This window comes from Microbacterium sp. H83 (genome assembly GCF_001650405.1).
Taxonomy (GTDB): Bacteria; Actinomycetota; Actinomycetes; order Actinomycetales; family Microbacteriaceae; genus Microbacterium.
The window spans coordinates 1-18,729 of the sequence record NZ_LWCU01000009.1; the positions used below are offsets into that span (position 1 = coordinate 1).

Here is an 18,729-nt window from a genome sequence, read left to right on the forward strand (position 1 = left end):
CGCCGCAGCCGTACGCGGCACCGGCACCGCCGAACCCGGCAACGCCGCCGTACGCGGCTCCGCAGACCGAACAGCCGGGGGCGACGGGCCGGCATGATCCGTCGTCTCGACGAGGTCCTCATCCCGGACGGCGACGAGGCTCGGAAGTGGGCCGAGCAGGAGCTGTCCGACCCGCGGTACGCCGATGCGAAGCCGACCTGGTTCGATCTGCTCGCGCGCGACGTCGGGCGCTTCCTCGCCGACCTGTTCAGTCCGGAGAACGGAGCGAACGCGGGTCCGTCCGCGCTCATCGTGGTCTGCATCGTGGTGTTCGCCGCGCTAATCGCCGCGCTCATCATCTGGGGACGCCCCCGACGCTCTCGTTCCGTGCCGCGCGGGCGCATCGATCTCCTGGGCGACGCGGACGACCGCACCGCCGCGCAGCTCCGCGCCGACGCCGAGAGGAGTGCGCGCAGCGGCGACTGGGACACGGCCACGGTGCTGCGGTTCCGCGCGCTCGCCCGCGGTCTGCTCGAGCGCGATCTCATCGACCCGTCGCCGGGGGCCACCGCGCAGGCGATCGCGCGGGAGGTGTCGCGCGTGCTGCCCGACGAGGCCTCCGCCGTCCGCAGCGCCGCGGTCTCGTTCGACGACGTGCGCTACCTCCGGCGTCCCGCGACGGAGGGGCGTTACTCCGAGCTGGCCGCCACCGACGACCGTCTCGTCGCGGCCCGCCCCGAGGCGGTGATCGCATGACGGCGCTCGAGAGCCCGCCCTCGTCGACGACGGCGGATCGGCGGCCGCGCGGTCCGCGACTCCGCGCGCTCGGCGGCTGGGCCGTCGTCGTCGTCCTGGTCTTGGTGGGTGTGTTCGTGGCGACCCAGGTGGGCGTCCAGATGCCGTCCCAGCGCGGGTCCCTCGATCCCGAGAGCGTGGGCGACTCCGGCGCGATGGCCCTCGCTCGGATTCTCGACGAGCGGGGTGTGGAGATCGAGGTCGTGCGCTCCCGCACCAAGGTCGCCGCCGCCCTGGACGACGACACCACTCTCGTGATGGCGAACCCGTACACGCTCACCGACGAGGGACTCGAGGATGTCCTCGCCCCCGCCGATCGGGTCGTGTTCCTCTCCGCAGGAACCCGCCTCCTGAACCTCCTCGGCATCGGCGACAACGCGCCTCCGGATTCCTCCCCGGTGGCCGCGGAATGCGACGCGCCCGAGTTCGCAGAGGTCGGCACGATCCGCCCCGACCGTCTCTTCGCACCCGCGGACGACGTCCAGGGGTGCTTCGGCGGCGAGCCCGCGGAGGCGGCTGCCGTGCTGATCGACGACCGCGACGGCAGGACGCGCATCGTCGTGGAGGGCGCACGACTGCTCAGCAACGCCTATCTCGCGGAGGACGGCAATGCCGCTCTCGGCATCGCCCTGATCGGCCGGACGGACCATGTCGTCTGGTATGTGCCGAGCTTCGCCGACACCGACATCGAGAGCAGCACACCGGACACGCTCGGCTCGCTCACGCCGGAGTGGGTGACGCCTGCGATCCTCCTGCTCATCCTCGCCGGCCTCTCCGCGGCGGTCTGGCGCGGTCAGCGGTTCGGCCCACTCGTCGCCGAGACGCTCCCGGTGACCGTGCGCGCCTCCGAGACGATGCACGGTCGAGCCCGGCTCACCGCGAAGGCCGCGGACGCGCAGCACGCCGCCGAGGCTATCCGCGACGGCAGTCGGCGGCGCCTGGCCCGTCGCCTCGGACTCGCCGCGACCGCGTCGACGGAGGAGATCGCCGACGCGGCATCCGACCGCCTGCGGATCCCGCGCGGCTCGCTCCACCAGCTGCTCGGCGGTCCTCTCCCCCGTGACGACGCGTCGCTCGTCGACCTCGCCCGGCGGCTCGACGAGCTCGAGAGCTCCGTCGATCGAGCCTCCGGAGAGAGAAGCGCGCCCGGATGAGCGCGACCGACTGCTCCGCCCCGACCTGTCCATCCCTCACGAACGAAGCCGAGGACATCACGTGATCGCTGAGAACTCCACCGACGCCGAGCTGCGTCAGGCCATGCACCGAGTGCGCACCGAGGTCGACAAGGCGGTCGTCGGACAGGCGGGCACGGTCACCGGCCTGCTCGTGTCGCTGCTCGCCCGGGGGCATGTCCTCCTCGAGGGCGTCCCCGGCGTCGCGAAGACCCTCGTGGTGCGCTCGTTCGCGCGGGCTCTCGGCCTCGACACCAAGCGCGTGCAGTTCACGCCCGATCTGATGCCCGGAGACGTGACCGGGTCTCTCGTGTACGACGCCCGCACGGGTGAGTTCGACTTCCGCGCCGGGCCGGTGTTCACCAACATCCTGCTCGCTGACGAAATCAACCGCACGCCGCCGAAGACCCAGGCCGCCCTTCTCGAGGCCATGGAGGAGCGTCAGGTGTCCGCCGACGGCCTCAGCCGGCCGCTGCCGGATCCCTTCCTCGTCGCCGCCACGCAGAACCCCATCGAGCACGAGGGCACATACTCGCTCCCCGAGGCGCAGCTGGACCGGTTCCTCATGAAGCTCGTCGTCGGAATGCCCGAGCGCGACGCCGAGGTGACTGTGCTGCGCAAACACGCCTCCGGGTTCTCGCCCCGCGAGCTGACCGGGATCGACGCGGTCGTGAGCGCCGAGGAGATCCGCGCGGCACAGGCGGCCGCCGCTCGAGTCGAGGTCACCGACGACGTGCTCGGCTACGTCGTCGACCTCGCCCGCGCTACCCGGCAGTCGCCGTCCGTCGAGCTCGGCGCGAGTCCCCGCGCCTCGACCGGCCTGCTCGCGGCCGCGAAGTCGTGGGCCTGGCTGAACGCATCGTCGGCGGTCACGCCCGACCACGTGCAGACCATGCTCGTGCCCGTCTGGCGCCACCGCCTACAGCTGCGACCGGACGCCCAGATGGAGGGCGTGTCGGCGGATGCCGTGCTCACGTCCGTGGTGCAGCAGACCCGGGTGCCGATCTAGGTGTTCGTCACCGGTCGCCTCGCGCTCGCCGTCGTCGTCGGCATCGTCCCGCTCGTGATCGCCGGGCTGGCGGGGTTCCCGCCGTATGCGGCTCTGGGGATCTGGGCGGGTCTCTGCGTGCTGCTCGTGGTGCTCGACGCACTGCTCACGCCGAGCCCGAGCGCCGTGACCGTCAGCCGTCGCGTCCCCGCTCGCACCCGGATCGGCGAACCCGCGACGGTGAGCATCGCGCTGCACAATCACGGCCCCCGTGCGCTCCACGCGACGATCCGCGACGCGTGGCAGCCGACCGCGGGTGCGGGCTCCGAGCGTCAGCGGCTGACCGTGCCGTCCGGCGAGCGCCGCCGCGTCTCGCTGACGCTGCTCCCCCGTCGCCGCGGCGAGCTCGGGAGCGAGTTCGTCGTGATCCGGTCGCGCGGCCCGCTCGGGGTCGCGGGGCGACAGTCGACGCATCGCGTGCGCGGCGCGATCCGCGTGCTTCCGGCGTTCTCGTCGCGCAAGCACCTCCCGTCGCGGCTCGCGCGCCTCCGTGAGCTCGACGGCAACACCAGCATCCAGGTGCGAGGGCAGGGCACCGAGTTCGACTCCCTGCGGGAGTACGTCCGCGGAGACGACGTGCGGTCCATCGACTGGCGCGCGACGGCGCGCGCCGGCACCACGATGCTGCGCACCTGGCGACCCGAACGGGATCGGCACGTCGTGATCATCATCGACACGGGTCGCACCGCCGCCGCTCGCGTCGGCGACGGGACGAGGGTCGACGCCGCACTCGAGGCGTCGCTGCTGCTCTCGGCACTCGCCGCCCGCGCAGGGGACCACGTGCACCTGCTGATGTACGACAGAGTGGTGCGGGCGCGAGTGACCGGTGTCGACGGCGCGGCGCTCCTCCCGGCGCTGACGGATGCGATGGCTCCCGTGCACGCACGACTCGTCGACACGGACTGGTCCGGCGCCTTCGCGGCCGTGCGCACCCTGACGACACGCCCCTCGCTGATCGTCGTCCTGACCGCTCAGGACGCGGCGGAGTCGGCGCGGGGCTTCCTCGGCGCCTTCCCCGATGCGTCCAGGGCCACATCGATCCTGGTGGGCTCCGTGACGGACGACGGCATCGCGGACCTCGCACGGCGACGCGGCTCTCGGGAGGACATCTACCTCGCCGCCGCCGCCGAGCGCACGATGCGCGATGCCGAGAACGTCGCGGACGCCGTCCGCCGCGCGGGCGGCGAGGCGATCGCCGCGGATCCGGAATCGCTTCCGCCGCGGATCGCCGACCGCTACCTGGAGCTCAAGGCCGCAGGGCGACTCTGAGCCGGCAGTGCCTCTGCGCAGGCGTCAGCCGGCGACGAGCCGAGGCGTGCCCGCCTCGTACTCCAGGAGATCTCCGGTCTCGCCGCGACGGTGGGCCCGGCCGCCGATCACGATCATGTAGATCAGGAACACCCCGAGCGCCGCGGCGCCGACCCCGATCTTGACCGGCCATGGCAGTGCCCACCCCGTGACGAAGCCCTCGACGAGACCCGCGAGGAAGAGGGCGAAGACGAGCCCGATGGCGACCGTGGCGAGTGCGCGACCCTCCGCGGCGAGCGACTCGCCGCGCGAACGGTGCCCCGGCGCGACCCACGACCAGAACACGTGGAGACCGGCGGCGGCCGCGACGAAGATGCAGGTCAGCTCCAGCATCCCGTGCGGAAGGATGTAGAGGATCATGACGTCCGCCCTGTCGTGGGCGGCCATGACCGCGCCGGAGACACCGAGGCCCATCGCGTTCTGCACCAGGACGTTGACGGGCCAGACACCGGTGATGCCGAAGAGGACGCACTGGAGCGCGATCCATGCGTTGTTCGTCCAGACCATTCCCATGAACACGGCGGCGGGGTTCTCGGTGTAGTAGCCCGTGAAGCTCTCGTCGGCGTACTGCTGGAGCTGGTCCGGCGGGCCGAGGGTCGCGATGAGCGCGGGGTCCGACGAGATCCACCATGCCGTGCCGACCGCGATCGCCGCGAAGACCACGGCGATCACCAGCGTCGTCCAGCGCAGTCGATAGAGCGCGGCGGGCAGCTGCAGGGTGAAGAATCTCGCCGTCTGGGTGAGGATGCTGTCCGACGCGCCCGTGAGTCGGAGACGGGACCGCACGAGGATGGTGGAGAGATACGACCCCTGCGGCGAGTCGCCGACCGACGTCTTCAGGTCGGCGAGGTCCGCGGATGCCGCACGATAGCGGACGATGAGCTCGTCGACGCCCGCGCCATCGAGTCGAGCACGGCTGAGGTGCTCCAGCCGCTCCCACTCGGCTCGGCGTGCATCAGTCAGCGCATCGGCATCCACCTGATTTACTGTACTCATGTCTGCCCCTCTCGATGCGTCCGACGAGGTCCTCTCGGGCGAAGCGGTCGCGATCGACGTGCAGCCGGTCGGCTTCATCCTCCGGGCGGTCGGAGCCATCATCGACATGCTGCTCGGACTCGGCGTCTTCCTCCTGACGATCCTCCTGCGGGTGTGGCTCTCCGGCATCGGGGTGCTGGACGAGACGACCGATCGGATCGCGCTCGTCGTGTCGCTCGTCGTGAGCTTCGTCGTCCTCCCGATCACGATGGAGATGGCCCTCAAGGGGCGGAGCCTCGGCAAGCTGGTGGTCGGCGGGCGCATCGTGCGCCTCGACGGGGGCGCGACCGGCTTCCGTCACGCGTTCATCCGCGCGCTCCTCGGCGTGCTCGAGATCTACATGACGCTCGGGAGCGTGGCGGTGCTCGCCGGAGCGTTCAGCGCGCGCTCGCAGCGTCTCGGCGACATGGTCGCCGGCACGTACAGTCAGCGCGTACGCACCCCGAAGCTCGTGTCCTCGGTTCCCGTCCTCCCCCCCGCCCTCGCCGGGTGGGCGCAGATCGCCGACGTCGCGCGGCTCCCCGACAGACTGGCGCGACGGATCTCGCAGTTCCTGCAGACCGCGCCGCGGATGGTCCCGACGGCACGGGCCCGTGTCGCGCAGGAGCTGCTCGCCGACGCATCGCCCTTCGTCTCCCCGATGCCCGCTGCCCCGCCGGAGGTGGTGCTCGTCGGCATCACGGTGCTGCGCAGGGAGCGCGAGACGCGCGCTCTGCACAACGCGGATCGCCGCGCGGAGAGGCTCAGCGGACGGCGCGTCGGAATCTGAGACGCGTCAGGCGCGCAGCGCCTCGTGCCGCACGACGAGCCAGCCGGCGGGCACGGACAGCCGCTCCGCGTGCGGAGCGCACAGGTCGTGGGCGTGCGGGTGGTGGGCGATCCCCAAGGGACCGAGCGCCGCCATCTGATCGCCGTAGTCGTAGGTGAGCGTCGCCACGGCTTCTCGCGCGCAGCCGACCTTCGAGCAGAGTCTTCCGTCCATCCCCGTCAGGCTACGACCGTGTCGCGGCATGTTCTGGAGGCCGCGCCGCCCGACGGCAACCCACGCCGTAGACTTTCGCTATGCCACGTCGCTCCCGCGCCTCCGCCGCGCCTCGTCGCGGCGCTCGCCATGGCCGGCACGGCCGCCTGGGACGCAGCGAGGTCGTGCGTCCTCCCCTGGCTCCGCTCGACGGCAGGATCGACCGGTTCGATCTCACGGTCGGGACCGCCGTCGAGTTCCTCCGCGGCACCTGGCCCGAGCTCGAGGACGTGCGGTTCGAGATCGGCGCGATGCCGGCCTTCGACGCCGCCGACGAGGTCCCGCGCTGGTATCTCGACAGGGAGAACCGCCGCATCGTCCTCTTCCGACTCCCGATCGAGCGGCTGCTCCCCCCGGGGCACGACGACGGAGCCCATCGCAAGATGGCTATCGAGAGCGCGGTGTTCCGCGCTGCGGCGGAGTACGTCGGCCGGGAGCCGTGGGACTTCGGCGGACACGACCACTGACGTCCCGCGGCGGCGCGGCCGCGGTCAGGGATAGACCGTGATGCTCTGCTGCGCTCCCGCGGGAGGCCAGACCGGCCAGGTCGCGAGTGCTCCGGCCGCCGTCATCGTCACCGCCGCATGCACGGGTGCGGACGACGTCATCGCGTAGACCGCGCGGTCCGTCACCTCGACCGATGCCGACGACCCCGCCGGGACGGTCACCTCCCGGGAATCGGCGCCGTCGACCGTCTCGAGCCGGACGGTGGCGTCCTCCTCGCCGTCGTTGACGATCATCACGCGTGCGGCAGGGCCGTCCGGGACGGCCACCAGCACCTTCTCGTCGAGCTGCGGCGCCGGGGTGATCCAGGCGAAGTCCGTCTGCGGACCGGCACCGTCCTGCTCCCGCACCGCGGCGAGCACCGGGACCTCCGCCTCGATCTGCACGCTGTACGTGCCGGGCTTCAGCGACGACAGTGAGAGCTCCTGCGGCTGACCGGCGACGAGCGGCACGGTGAACTCGTCCGCCGTCGCCGTCTCCCCGACGGCGCGCACGGTGACCGAGGCCTGACCGTCCGCGTCGGGCGAGAGCAGGCGGAGGACGGCCATCTCGGCGTTGTCCCCCTCGTTCTCGAACATCTGCACACCCGAGATCACCGGTCGCTTCTGCGGAGCGGCGACGGCATCCTGCAGATCGATCCCGGCGGGGTCGAGCGTGCGGGTGAGGGACGACTGCAGCACGGCCCGCACCGGGGAACCGGCCGCCGTCACCTTGACGACGGGGATCTCCGCGCCCGCGGCGATGGACGTCAGTGGCAGGGCGAGCTGCGTCTCCGCCGGCACGATCACCGAGCTCGACCCGCGGACCGAGCCGAACACCTCGAGGGTCACCGTGGAGGGCACAGCTCCCGGGTTCGTGAGCACGACGAGGTCCTCGGTGCCGGTCGCGACCGATCCGCCGACCAGCCAGGACTCGGTGCCGGCGGGGCGGCAGGGGGCCGCGGCGAAGCCGAACAGATCGTCGGCGGCGATCGTGACCGATTCGGTCGCGCCGAGCAGGGGCGCTGTGCGCCCCTCGACCTCGGCGGTGAGGCGCTGCACGTCGTCTCCGTCGACGAGATCGTCCACGGAGAGTGGGCGCGATTCGGGAGCGCCGCTCGTGCCGTCGACCGTCAGTCGTGGGGACGCGGCCGACTCCATCTCGAGCGGCCTCGACGTGGTGCGTCCGATCGCTCGCAGATCGCCGTTGCACACCAGGACGGTGTCGCCGGGAAGAGGCGTGACCTCCGCCTGGGCGGCATCGTGGGAGACGGTCGGCCACGGAGCCGCGACGGCGACGACCACCCCGACCACGCAGGCGGCCGCGACCACGGCGCCGGTGAGCACGCGGGCGCTGGTCGCCGCGACTCGGAAAGCTCGGGTGCCGTTCATCGCTTCTCCTCCGAGGTGGCGTCCGCCGAGTGCGTCGTCGCATCATCCGCATCGCGGGTCGATTCGTCGGTCCGAGGCTCGGTGTCGTCCGGATCCGGTCCTGTCTGGTCGTCCGGGGACGGCTGCGGCGCGGAGCCGCCGTCGGACTCGCCCTCGACCTCGGCTCGTGACGGCGACGAGGCCTCGCTCCGTTCGATGTCGCGAGCGGGCACCGCGGACGGGTGCTCGTCGTGCAGGTCCTCGGCATGGCGTGGGAGGACCATCGGCTCTTCGGGGGCTCGTCCGACGATGCGCGACTTCGCTCTGGCCGCACGGCGCGACGCCCGGGTGGGAATGGACAGCAGCAGCGCTGCGAACATCAGCGCGAGCTGCACCGTGACCACGAGACGCGCGGTCGCCTGCTGACCCGCCGACAGGGTGCCGCGAGGCGCGGCGTCCGCCTCGAGCCGGTACAGGACGCCGCGATCCGTCGATCCGGCCTGCACGAATCCGGCCCGCTGGTCGAGCGCCGTCACGGCTGCTGTGTGCAGAGTGCGGGCTCGGTCCGACCCGTCGTCGGAGAGCTCGGCGAGGAGCACGTATTCGATTCCGAGCGCGCCGAGCTCATCGGCGCCGTCGAAGTCGCGGGCGGAGAGCAGGTCGACGGCGAGAGTCGTGATGTCGGTCCCCTGCGGCTCGGTCGCCGTGCTGAGCATGGTGGTCTGGGCGCCGATCGTCTCGCTCGCGCCCCAGGCCACCTCCGCGGCCAGGCCGCCGTCGTTCGTCGGGGTGAGGACCAGGGTGCCCACGGGCCGGTCGTCCACGGCCTGCGCGGCCACGTACGCCGGCAATGACGAGGCGGGACCGTCGGCGAGGACCGATCGACCGGTGTGGAACGAGCTCAACGCGGGGACGGCGCAGATCGCGACCGCGAGCCCCGCGACCGCGGCGCCGACGAGGCGGACGCGCGGCATGGTCAGCGCCGTGTCGAGAGTCACGAGCGCGGCGCCGAGGACGCCGATCCAGGCCAGGCTGAGCCCCGCCCCCGGCCAGACCGCGACCGCAGCCCCCTGCGCGAAGGAGACCGTGACGCCGACGGCGAGGAACGCGGTCGCGAAGCCGGTGAGGGCGACGATCAGCAGCGTGATGCCGGCGCGCCAGCGCGGCGCGACGGCGGACAGGAGCGCGAGGAGCGCGAGCGGGGCGAGCAGGACGCCGGCCCACGGGGCGAGCTCGGCTCCGACGACGGTCGCCCACCCGGCGAAGTCCGGGGTGGGGAAGCCGGCGGCGAGGGCGAGTCGGCCCGCCGCGTCGGCCGTGGCCTGCGGGCCCGCCCAGATCAGACCGGGGTCGGCCAGGACGGCGATCAGGCTGCCGTGCCGGAGCTGCCAGACGACCAGCGGGGCGAACAGCGCGATCGCGGGGAGCGGCAGCCAGAGCAGTCGCACCGCGCCGCGGAACCGGGCACCGCCGAGCGTGATGCCGAGCGCGATCACCCAGAGGAGGACGAGAGCGGGGATCAGTGACGGAGCGCAGGCGGTGACGCCGGCGAAGAGGATGGACGCCGCGCCGGCGGCGCCCCAGGATCGGTGCGCGACGACCGCCGTGTGGAAGAGCCATGGGAGCAGGAGATGGGCGAGGACTGCCGCCGGTCGCCCGTCGACGAGGGCGCTGAGGAAGGTCGGGGCCAGCGCCCAGACGATGCCGGCGAGGATGCGGAGGCCCGCGCGGTCGGTCACCCTCGTCGCCGCGAACCATCCGCCGAGCACGGCGAGCGGGAGCGCCAGGATCCACACCAGGACCAGGGCGAAGGAGGGTCCGGCCGGCCAGAGCGACCCGAGGGCCGCGATCACCGCGGCGAAGGGATCGGCGGGACCGACGACGTCGACGCCCAGACCGCGCAGACCCCACGCGGCATCCGCCCACAGTGCGGCGACCGTGGTGCGCAGCGGGAGCAGGGCACCGCCCCCGAGGACGGGCCAGGCCAGGAGGGTCGTGAACGTCGCGACGCTGACGACCAGAGCGGCCAGCACCGCCCACGCACCGCCCCCGGAGAAGAAGCGGAGCTCGCTCACCGCGCCGCCCTCGCTGCCGTGTCCGTCGTCGAGGCGCCTGCGCAGATCGTAGCGGCTCACACGCAGCGGAGCGATGCTCGACCAGCTCGACGAACGGAACGCGCGGATGCGCTGCCGCGATCGGGCGATGGCGCCGATGCGCACCATGGCGGTCAGCGCGGCCGCCCATTCGGGGACGACCTCCTCGGGGCGCTTGCCGATCAGATGGGTGACGGATCGCCACAGGGCGAGGGGCAGCAGCGTGAGCCAGTGCAGCGGCACGGCGACACCCGGCGCGTAGGCGAGACGGCGATGCAGCTGAGCGACGCGGACGGCGAAGGCCCGTCGTCCCCGCCCGGTCGGCAGGGCCGCCGGACCGTCGGGGGCCACCGAGACCCTCGCCGACGGGGCGAGGACGACGCGGCCACCGCCGAGGCGGGCGCGGACGCCCAGGTCGAGGCCCTCGTCGGCTCCGGCGAGCGCAGGATCGACGCGCAGCGCATCGCGGATCTCGCCGCGGATGAGCATCCCGCGGATGTCGGCGCCGAGCGCGTCGTCGCGCCCGTCGTGCTGACCCTGGTCGAGTTCGCCGGCAGCGAGCTCGACCGAGCGCCCGAGAGTCGTCATGCTGACCCCGAGCGACACGATCTCGCGGTCGTTGTCGGTCTGGACGAGCTTGGGAGCCACGATCGCCGCGGACGGCGAGCGCTCGAGCGCGCCGATCAGTCGTTCCAGGGCACGCGGATGCGGCGCCGTGTCGTGGGCCAGCAGCCAGACGGCGCTGCCCTCGGCGACCCGCGGACGGGCCATCTCGACGGCATCGGCGTACGAGGTGCCGCCTCGGGCTTCGATGATGCCCTCGACCATGCTCGCGACACTCTCGCTCTCCCGAGCGGTCCGGGCGTCGCCGCAGATCACCAGGGTGACGGCCGAGAGCGGAGCGGTCTGGGAACGCAGTGCGTCCAGGGTGCGGAGCAGTTGGGCGCGGGCGGACGGACCGGGGCGGGCCACGATGATGGCATGAACTCGGGCTGGCATGACGTGGACAGCCTATGCGCGGTATGCCGGTGGCTCGGGCAGCGGCCACGGCGTGGCCCGCATGCGGTTCGCGGCGGTCAGCTCGCCTGGCGCTTGAGCTTGCGGCGCTCGCGCTCGGAGAGGCCGCCCCAGATGCCGAAGCGCTCGTCGTTGTTCAGCGCGTACTCCAGGCACTCCCCGCGCACGTCGCACGAGGTGCAGATGCGCTTGGCGTCGCGGGTCGATCCGCCCTTCTCGGGGAAGAAGGCCTCCGGATCGGTCTGCGCGCACAGCGCATCAGCCTGCCAGGCGAGAGCATTGTCGTCGTCGGCCTCGATCTTCCGCACCCCGGGAACACCGAGGTTGATGGGATCGACGAACCAGTTCTCCGGTACGTCCGAACGGTAACCCGTCATCTCGATCTCCAACCCATTGTTCCGCCCCCTCGGCGGGCCGTGCTCCACTAATTACACCCGTGTCATTCGCTGCGGTCAAGTCGCAGATCGTAAACCCTCAAGCGACTCTTGAAGGTTCATGGACCGCATACGGCGTGTCGCGTCGCCCGGTCGGGATCGGCTCGAGGCGGTCAGGGGTCAGGCGCGGTCGGCGGACCCGGGGGTCGCGACGAAGGCCTCGCCGGAACCGGCGAGCGTCAGCTGCGACTCATCGGCGGACGCGAACGCGACGGCTCCGACGTGCACGGGTCGCGTCTCGCCGGCGCCGCGCACGGCGACGTCGCCCGCCGTGGCGAGCACCATCGTCGGTCCGCTGATCGGCACGACGACGTCCGCGCCGCGGAGCGACACGCGACGCAGAGCGAAGTCGGGGACCGGCACCGGGTACTCCGTCACGGCTCCGTCCTCGTCCGGGCGCAGCACGGGCACCTCCCCGGCCGTCGTGTCGAGGATCGAGAGCAGCTCCGCCACGTCGATGCGCTTGGGCGTGAGACCGCCCCGCAGCACGTTGTCGCTCGCGGCCATGATCTCGACCCCGAGCCCCGCGACATACGCGTGCAGAAGGCCCGCGCGCAGGAAGATCCCCTCGCCGCGACGCAGCACCACGTAGTTCATGAGCAGCGCGACCACGACGCCGGGGTCCCCCGGATACGCCTGGGCGATCGCGTGCACGGCGGAGATCGTCGCGGCCCACTCCCCTGCGCCGTCTCCCGCGGCGTCGCGCACCGCGGCGATCACCTGATCCACCTCGGCCTGCGCGTCTCCCGACAGGAGCCACGCGATCGTGTCGCGCAGCACGTCCCCCGAGCCGCCGAGACGGGACGCGAGAGCCGCGACCCCCTGGCCGTCGCCGAGCGCTCCGAGCAGGCGCAGAGTGTCGGGGACAGGACGCAGCCCGCTGAGGGATTCGAATCGATCGCTCAGGGCGACGATCAGCTCCGGCTTGTGATTGGCGTCGCGGTAGTTGCGGCGGGGGTCCTCCGCATCCAGCGCCGCCTCCCTCGCCCATCCCTCGCGCGCCTGCTCGACGGTGGGATGCACCTGGATCGACAGCGGCGACGCGGCCGCCAGCAGCTTCAAGAGGTACGGCAGCGTCCCGCCGGTCACCTCGTCGAGGGTTCCCCCGCCGTCGACGTCCGCCGGGTCGCCGGGGTGGTCCCCGAACCAGACCTCGGCCTCCGGAGCGGTCGCGGCGTCGCGGCCCTCGAGCTCGGCGAGGAGGGTCAGCGATCCCCAGGCGTAGTCACGGGGCGCGTTCGAGAGGCTCAGCAGCATGCCACCAGCGTAGAGCCACCCGCCTCCCCGCGACGCGCGCGCTCGGGCCGGCCCTCAGGTGCGCCCTCGGCCGTGCGCGGTAGCCTGAACCCGATGGCCCCGCACACGAAGCATCCCGTGGCTGCCCCGCCGACCGCACCCGAGCGCGAATCGACGGGGCATCTCCTGCTGCGCGGATACATCATCCTGGTGCTCTTCGCGACGTTCGCGCACTCCGCCGTCTACAACCTGCTGGGCGCGGTCGGAGCGGCGATCACACTCGTGGCGTTCCTCCTCGCGACGGTTGCCATCGGCGTGCCGATGCTGGCGCGCAGCAGGCCGCAGCCCTTTCCCTGGCGTCGCCTGCCGTGGGCGGCCACCGCATACACCGTCCTCGCCCTCGTGTCCGTCGCGTGGTCGCAGTGGCGGGGGGCGACGCTGATCACGTGGGTCCTCCTGGCGGCGGTCACGGTGAACGCGCTCTTCATCGTGCACGTCCTCACCTGGCGGGAGATCGTGCGCGCACTGGCATCCGCGTTCAAATGGATCCTCGGCCTGTCGCTCGCCGTCGAGCTCTGGGTGGCGCTCGTGGTGCGCGGACCGATCCTGCCGAACTTCTTCGACCGCCCTGAGGGCGAGCTGGACGCGCAATGGTACTGGGTGCGCGGGAACCTGTTCGACGGCGACCGCGTCCAGGGAATCGTCGGCAACTCGAACCTCCTGGCGATCGTCAGCCTGTTCGCGATCATCACCTTCGGCATCCTCTTCGCCGCCCGCGCCCGCTGGCGCACCACGCTCGGCCTGTGGATCCTCCTCGCCGCGTTCTTCCTGGTGCGCGCCGGATCGGCGACCGCCTACGCCTGCACGGCGGCCGCGGCGGCTGTTCTCGTCGTCGCGCTCCTGATGCGCCGCACCGCCACTCCACGCGGGCGGACGAGGCTGTATGCGCTCGTCCTCGGCGGCGGCGCTGTGCTCGCTGCCGCGGTCTGGCTGCTACAGAAGCCGCTGCTCGCCCTCGTCGGACGCAGCTCCGACCTCACAGGGCGCTCCGACAAGATCTGGGCGAAGGTGCTCGAGCGCGCAGCCGAGCATCCGCTCTTCGGCAACGGGTTCTCGAGTCCCTGGGTGCCCTTCGATCCGGCGTTCGCCGGGTGGATCGAGGACCACGGGATCACCGTCTTCCACGCGCACAACATGTGGCTCGACGTGCTGATGCAGCTCGGGGTGCTCGGCGTGATCCTCATCGGCCTCGCCTACCTGAGCCTGCTCTGGCGATCCTGGTTCTTCGCCGTCGACCGTCCGCGCTGGGACCTCCACGCCGCACGCCCGTACTCGCCCCTCACGCTGGTGCCCAGCCTGTTCACGGTCGTCCTGCTCGTCCAGGGCTTCACGGAGTCGACGCCGATCATGCTCTGGGGCTGGATGCTCCTGGTCATGCTGTCGTTCAAGATCAAGGCCGTACCGCTCGTCGGCGTCGGCGAGCGCGAGAGGGTGATCGAGCGCGGGGAGAGAGCACGGCGGGTTCCGTGACGCCCCGAAGCCGGCTCGCTCGCCTGCTCGGCTCCGCCGAGTTCGCCCGCGCCTTCACGATCGCCGCCCTCACGGCGGTCTTCGGGTCGTTCATGATCGAGCGGATGGCGTCGCCGGTCACGCTCGCGACGATCATCTCGCTGCTGTGCGTGCTGGGAGCGGGCATCCTCTGGGTCCGGCGCGAGGAGCTCTCCCCGCTGCGCATCGCGCCGTCGTCGCTGCTCGCGTTCCTCGCATGGGCGCTCGTGAGCGTGGCGTGGACGACCGATCGGAGCGACTCGCTCCTCGCCTGGCTGTCGCTGTTCGGATACGCGTTCCTCGCGATCACCATCGGACACATCCGCGACACGCTGCAGACCGTCCGCGCGCTCGGCGACACGCTGCGCGGCCTGCTCGCCGTCTCGCTGGGACTCGAGATCCTCTCCGGTGTGCTCCTCGACGTGCCGTTCGTGTTCCTCGGCATCCAGGGAGACCTCGCCGCAGGCGGCCCGGTGCAGGGCGTGTTCGGCAGCCGCAACATGCTCGGCTTCATCGCAGTGATCGCCTTCATCACCTTCTTCATCGAGTGGCGCTCGCAGTCGCTGACGGCGCCGATCGCGGTGCCGTCGATGGCGCTCGCCGGTCTGCTCGCCGTGCTGTCGGCATCCCCCACCGTGCTCGTGCTGGCCGCCGCCGTCGCCGTCGCCGTGGTCGCCCTCACGATCGTGCGTCACGCACCGCCGGAACGGCGCTCCCTCGTGCAATGGACCCTCGGCATCCTCGTGGCCCTCGCTCTGGCCGCGGCTTTCGCGCTCCGGCATCCGATCATCGCGCTCATGAACGCGGGATCCGACTTCTCGATCAGGGCCTCCCTGTGGAACACGATCCTCGACTTCGTCGCGCTGAAGCCGATCGAGGGCTGGGGGTGGTTCGGCTCGTGGGCGCGCGGCGAGTACCCGTTCACGTACATCAACTTCCAGCTCGACGACCGGCACCAGAGCGCGCTGAACGCCTACTTCGACGTCCTGCTGCAGCTCGGCGCCGCCGGTCTCGTGCTGTTCCTGCTGCTCGGCGGCGTCGCCATGGTCCGCTCGTGGCTCGTGGCCAGCGTGCGGCGATCGGTCGTCTACGCGTGGACCCCGCTCATGCTCGTGACGCTCGCGGTCGACTCCATGTTCGAGAGCTTCACCCTCGTGGACGCCGGATGGTTCCTACTCGTGCTCTGCGCGCTGCGGGCCGGGCAGTCACGGTCGTGGCGGGAGAAGATCGACGCGGCGCACACCGGGGCGATCCCGACGCTCCGGTCGGAGCACTGACCAGCGCAGCCCGGAACGGCGGGGCACACGTCTGCCCTCGGAGGATTCCCGGTTCTGCCCGGTAGGGTGGATCCTGCTCGCGGCGACCCGCGTGCCCCCAGCCACCCGGAGATCCCACCTCGTGACACACGTCCCCTTCGACCCGGCGTCCGCGACGATCGTCATCGTCACCTTCAACCGATCGCACCTGCTGACAGGGCTCCTCGAGAGCATCACGGTGATGGATCCGAAGCCCGGACGCGTCGTCATCATCGACAACGCCTCCTCCGACGACACGACCGATGTCGTGGAGTCCTTCCGCGAGCGCCTGGGCACCGAGATCGTCTATCGGCGCCTCGAGACCAACACGGGCGGCTCCGGCGGCTTCAGCGAGGGGATGCGCACGGCGTACGCGCTCGGATCCGAGTGGATCTGGATGATGGACGACGACGTCGAGGTCATGCCCGACGGGCTCGCGAAGATGGGCAAGTGGGCGCCGAGGTTCAAAAGCATCCAGGGCCGCCGCTACGACTACGACGGCAGCGAGTTCTACTGGCAGTACCGGATCGCCGAGCGCATGGGCATCCCGATCCCCTTCGCGCCCTCCGGATTCGACGCCTCCGGCTTCAAGGAGATGAACAGCGGATGCTTCGAGGGAATGTTCATCCACCGGTCGATCGTGACGCAGATCGGCCTCCCCGATCCCCGGTTCTTCATCTACTGGGATGACCAGATGTACGGCTGGCTCGCCTCGCGCAAGACCACCGCGGTGATCGTCGACGAGTTCGTCCTGCGTCGCACGCGGGAGATCCGGCAGTGGGACATGGGCATCCGGCACATGAACGCGTCGAGCAACGCCTACCGCTTCTACATCATGCGCAACCGCGCGTACATCAAGAAGTACTACCGGGTGCACGGCACCTACAACCCGGTGCTGTTCGGCCTCGGCACGTCGATGACGTTCGCCAAGGAGTTGATCCGTCTGTTCTTCGTCGAGCGCACCGTGCGCGGGACGAGCAACCTCTTCCGCGGCCTCAGGGAAGGCGGTCGCCTCAGCCGCGACCGCTCCTGGCAGCCGATGGCACCCCTGGAGGGCTGACCGCCATGACCGACGACCAGCAGGCCGATCTGCGGTGGGCACCGAACGACCCTGCTCCGACCAGCCGATGGCGCATCTGGCTCATCGTCGGCCTCATCGCCGCGGGATTGGCGGTGGCGGTGGTGCTGGTGCTCCTCCTGCTTCCGCGCGACGGCTCCCCCGCACCGGAGGGCTCCCCCTCGGCATCGCCGAGCGCGACGGCGACCGCGACTCCCACGGCCGAGCCGACGACGGAGCCGGAGCCCTCGATGACCCCCGTCACCACGCCGCCGCCGCCGGTCGACCCGACGGTCGAGGCCTTCCGCTCGCAGGTGACCGGTTACCTGGATGACGCACTCACGGGTCTCGACATCGTGTCGGAGACGAGCGGCGCCGAGGCCTCTGCCGTCGTCGACACCCTCGAAGCCGATCTGCAGCGTCTGTCGGAGTCCGCGGCGCCGTCGTCGATCTCAGCGCGATGGGGCGATGGTCTCGCGGACTATGCCGTGGAGCTCGCGGATCTGCGCGACGCGATCTCCGGTGACAGGAGCCTGTCGGCCGCCGTCGACTCGACGCGCGACTCCGTCGGGGCGCTGCGCGACATCGTTGGTCTCTGACCTCGGTCGACTTCAACGCCTTCCGTAGAGCCGCACAGCGAGCTGTGCCTTCGCTCTTCCAAGACTGCGTGCCGTCTCGGGGAAGGGAGGGAGTTGACCCTCCGTTGGTTCCGTCGCGTTGGTTGACGGGTCAGCAGGCCTCCACCCGGTGCCCAACTCTCGTAGGAGCGCGTGCTTCACGTCGTAATACCCGTCTCGGGCCACCACGAACTCCCCGTCCGCACCCGCCGCCGCGGCAAGCAGGTGGAAGTGGAAACGAGAGGTAAGCCATTCCTGGCCCGACCTAGCCGGAAAGCCCTCATCCCACATGCGCATGAATGGATACGCCCGGGCTCCCTGTCGAACGTGATCGCCCGCGAATCGCATGTCCTCAGGAGGAATTCCCTCGGCAAAGCCGACGTCATCATTCCTGGCAGCGCTCTCGACAAACCGAGAGACGAGCTCAGTCAGATTGGGCGTTCGGGAGTCATCAAACATATCGTCGCCTTGCACCAGTATCATGCGGCTCGGCAGGTCCTCGTCCACCGAGTAGATCGGGCGTCGATTAGCGAACGCCAAGAAAGCGTCGTCAGTGCCCGCGTGGACCCGGAATGTTTCGGCACTGGGAGCGTCCCTCGCCTCGGCGAAGTCGAACATGCTGAGCTGTCGCGCCAGCCAATCGCGTGTTTGCTGATCATGCGGCATCAAGCCTTGACCAGTCGCGAAGATCTTGACCCCGAACAGTTGCTTGACGGCGGTCATAGCGGCGACGATCGACAGATTGTTCGGCCAGACACTATTAATGTAGCCGCCACCCAGCAGGTGCAGAGAATTCATGCGACGAAGTTCCCGTAACCCGAAGTCGTTCTTAGGCGAGCCAAGGTTTGCGACAAGAGACTCGAGACGAGTTGCATCAGCGCGCGTTTCGCCGAGGTTGCCCGCGTGCGCGGTCTGCCAGAGCGTGTTGGTCGTTCGCAGATTCGGATGCGTCTCCCGGAACAGATGCGCAGCTCGACCGGGTTCCATGCAATCCAGCCACACTTCGGCGCGCGGGTGATTCGCCGCTAGCCAGTCGAGCCACGCCCTTGTGATGAACTCATCGCCGAAGTTCGGCTGTCCTGCTGCCGCGATGAGATATATGGCCCGTGCCTCCGAGGGCACGGCGAACTGGCGGCGAAGACGCGCCGCAATTCGACGCAAGACAGGGGACACGTCTGAAATCACCTCGGCAGTCGGCTGGCCGGGTTGCCGAATGCCGAT

At 70.9% G+C, this 18,729-nt stretch carries 17 protein-coding genes; 10 read left to right on the top strand and 7 right to left on the bottom strand.

Features of this window, described 5'->3' with window-relative positions; genetic code table 11:
* Positions 1-93: 93 nt before the first annotated feature.
* The 4 genes from A4X16_RS04765 (at position 94) to A4X16_RS04780 (ending at position 4,263) form a co-directional block, all read left to right on the top strand.
* A complete protein-coding gene (locus A4X16_RS04765; protein WP_067117191.1) occupies positions 94-735 on the top strand; it encodes a DUF4129 domain-containing protein in 642 nt (213 codons plus the stop codon).
* Complete coding sequence (locus A4X16_RS04770; protein ID WP_067117194.1) at positions 732-1,928, top strand: DUF4350 domain-containing protein; 1,197 nt, start codon at positions 732-734, stop codon at positions 1,926-1,928. The genes A4X16_RS04765 and A4X16_RS04770 overlap by 4 nt, the downstream gene beginning before the upstream one ends.
* Positions 1,929-2,031: 103 nt before the next feature.
* Complete coding sequence (locus A4X16_RS04775) at positions 2,032-2,955, top strand: AAA family ATPase (RefSeq protein WP_067117389.1); 924 nt, start codon at positions 2,032-2,034, stop codon at positions 2,953-2,955.
* Positions 2,956-4,263 carry a DUF58 domain-containing protein gene (locus tag A4X16_RS04780; RefSeq protein ID WP_067117197.1) on the top strand — a complete coding sequence of 436 codons (1,308 nt, stop codon included), beginning with the start codon at positions 2,956-2,958 and terminating at the stop codon, positions 4,261-4,263. It begins immediately after the preceding gene.
* 24 nt (positions 4,264-4,287) lie between these two features.
* On the opposite strand, the gene A4X16_RS04785 is transcribed toward A4X16_RS04780, so the two are convergent.
* Positions 4,288-5,280 (bottom strand): stage II sporulation protein M, encoded by a 993-nt coding sequence (locus A4X16_RS04785; protein ID WP_067117200.1) that lies wholly within the window; start codon positions 5,278-5,280, stop codon positions 4,288-4,290.
* Between the two features lie 16 nt (positions 5,281-5,296).
* Here A4X16_RS04785 and A4X16_RS04790 point away from each other — a divergent pair, with 16 nt between their 5' ends.
* A complete protein-coding gene (locus A4X16_RS04790; RefSeq protein WP_067117203.1) occupies positions 5,297-6,106 on the top strand; it encodes an RDD family protein in 810 nt (269 codons plus the stop codon).
* A 6-nt stretch (positions 6,107-6,112) separates the two neighbouring features.
* Here the strand turns inward: A4X16_RS04790 and A4X16_RS04795 are convergent, their stop codons facing one another.
* Positions 6,113-6,319, bottom strand: a complete 207-nt coding sequence (locus A4X16_RS04795) for a DUF3499 family protein (RefSeq protein ID WP_067117206.1) — start codon at positions 6,317-6,319, stop codon at positions 6,113-6,115.
* Positions 6,320-6,483: 164 nt separating this feature from the next.
* On the opposite strand from A4X16_RS04795, the gene A4X16_RS04800 reads away from it, so the two are divergent.
* Entirely contained in the window at positions 6,484-6,825 is a 342-nt protein-coding gene (locus A4X16_RS04800) for a metallopeptidase family protein (protein ID WP_067117209.1), read from the top strand.
* Positions 6,826-6,849: 24 nt separating this feature from the next.
* Here the strand turns inward: A4X16_RS04800 and A4X16_RS04805 are convergent, their stop codons facing one another.
* The 4 genes from A4X16_RS04805 to manA all read right to left on the bottom strand — a co-directional run bounded on the left by A4X16_RS04805 (position 6,850) and on the right by manA (position 13,012).
* Positions 6,850-8,232 carry a DUF5719 family protein gene (locus A4X16_RS04805; RefSeq protein ID WP_067117213.1) on the bottom strand — a complete coding sequence of 461 codons (1,383 nt, stop codon included), beginning with the start codon at positions 8,230-8,232 and terminating at the stop codon, positions 6,850-6,852.
* Complete coding sequence (locus A4X16_RS04810; RefSeq protein ID WP_082914278.1) at positions 8,229-11,303, bottom strand: glycosyltransferase; 3,075 nt, start codon at positions 11,301-11,303, stop codon at positions 8,229-8,231. Before A4X16_RS04810 ends, A4X16_RS04805 begins: the two co-directional genes overlap by 4 nt.
* A 77-nt stretch (positions 11,304-11,380) precedes the next feature.
* Positions 11,381-11,698 carry a WhiB family transcriptional regulator gene (locus A4X16_RS04815; protein ID WP_067117393.1) on the bottom strand — a complete coding sequence of 106 codons (318 nt, stop codon included), beginning with the start codon at positions 11,696-11,698 and terminating at the stop codon, positions 11,381-11,383.
* Between the two features lie 177 nt (positions 11,699-11,875).
* Entirely contained in the window at positions 11,876-13,012 is a 1,137-nt protein-coding gene (manA, locus tag A4X16_RS04820; RefSeq protein ID WP_067117215.1) for a mannose-6-phosphate isomerase, class I, read from the bottom strand.
* 93 nt (positions 13,013-13,105) lie between these two features.
* Here manA and A4X16_RS04825 point away from each other — a divergent pair, with 93 nt between their 5' ends.
* From A4X16_RS04825 to A4X16_RS04840, 4 genes are all read left to right on the top strand, one after another.
* Positions 13,106-14,521, top strand: a complete 1,416-nt coding sequence (locus A4X16_RS04825) for an O-antigen ligase family protein (RefSeq protein WP_067117218.1) — start codon at positions 13,106-13,108, stop codon at positions 14,519-14,521.
* Positions 14,518-15,816: an O-antigen ligase family protein gene (locus tag A4X16_RS04830; RefSeq protein WP_067117221.1), complete on the top strand. Its 1,299-nt coding sequence runs from the start codon at positions 14,518-14,520 to the stop codon at positions 15,814-15,816. Before A4X16_RS04825 ends, A4X16_RS04830 begins: the two co-directional genes overlap by 4 nt.
* A gap of 121 nt (positions 15,817-15,937) precedes the next feature.
* Positions 15,938-16,894, top strand: coding sequence for a glycosyltransferase (locus A4X16_RS04835; RefSeq protein ID WP_067117224.1), 957 nt, complete (start codon positions 15,938-15,940; stop codon positions 16,892-16,894).
* Positions 16,895-16,899: 5 nt separating this feature from the next.
* Positions 16,900-17,490, top strand: a complete 591-nt coding sequence (locus A4X16_RS04840) for a hypothetical protein (protein WP_067117226.1) — start codon at positions 16,900-16,902, stop codon at positions 17,488-17,490.
* A 12-nt stretch (positions 17,491-17,502) separates the two neighbouring features.
* On the opposite strand, the gene A4X16_RS17375 is transcribed toward A4X16_RS04840, so the two are convergent.
* On the bottom strand, positions 17,503-18,693 hold the full coding sequence (locus tag A4X16_RS17375; protein ID WP_197491772.1) for a polysaccharide pyruvyl transferase family protein: 1,191 nt from the start codon (positions 18,691-18,693) through the stop codon (positions 17,503-17,505).
* Positions 18,694-18,729 lie beyond the last annotated feature (36 nt).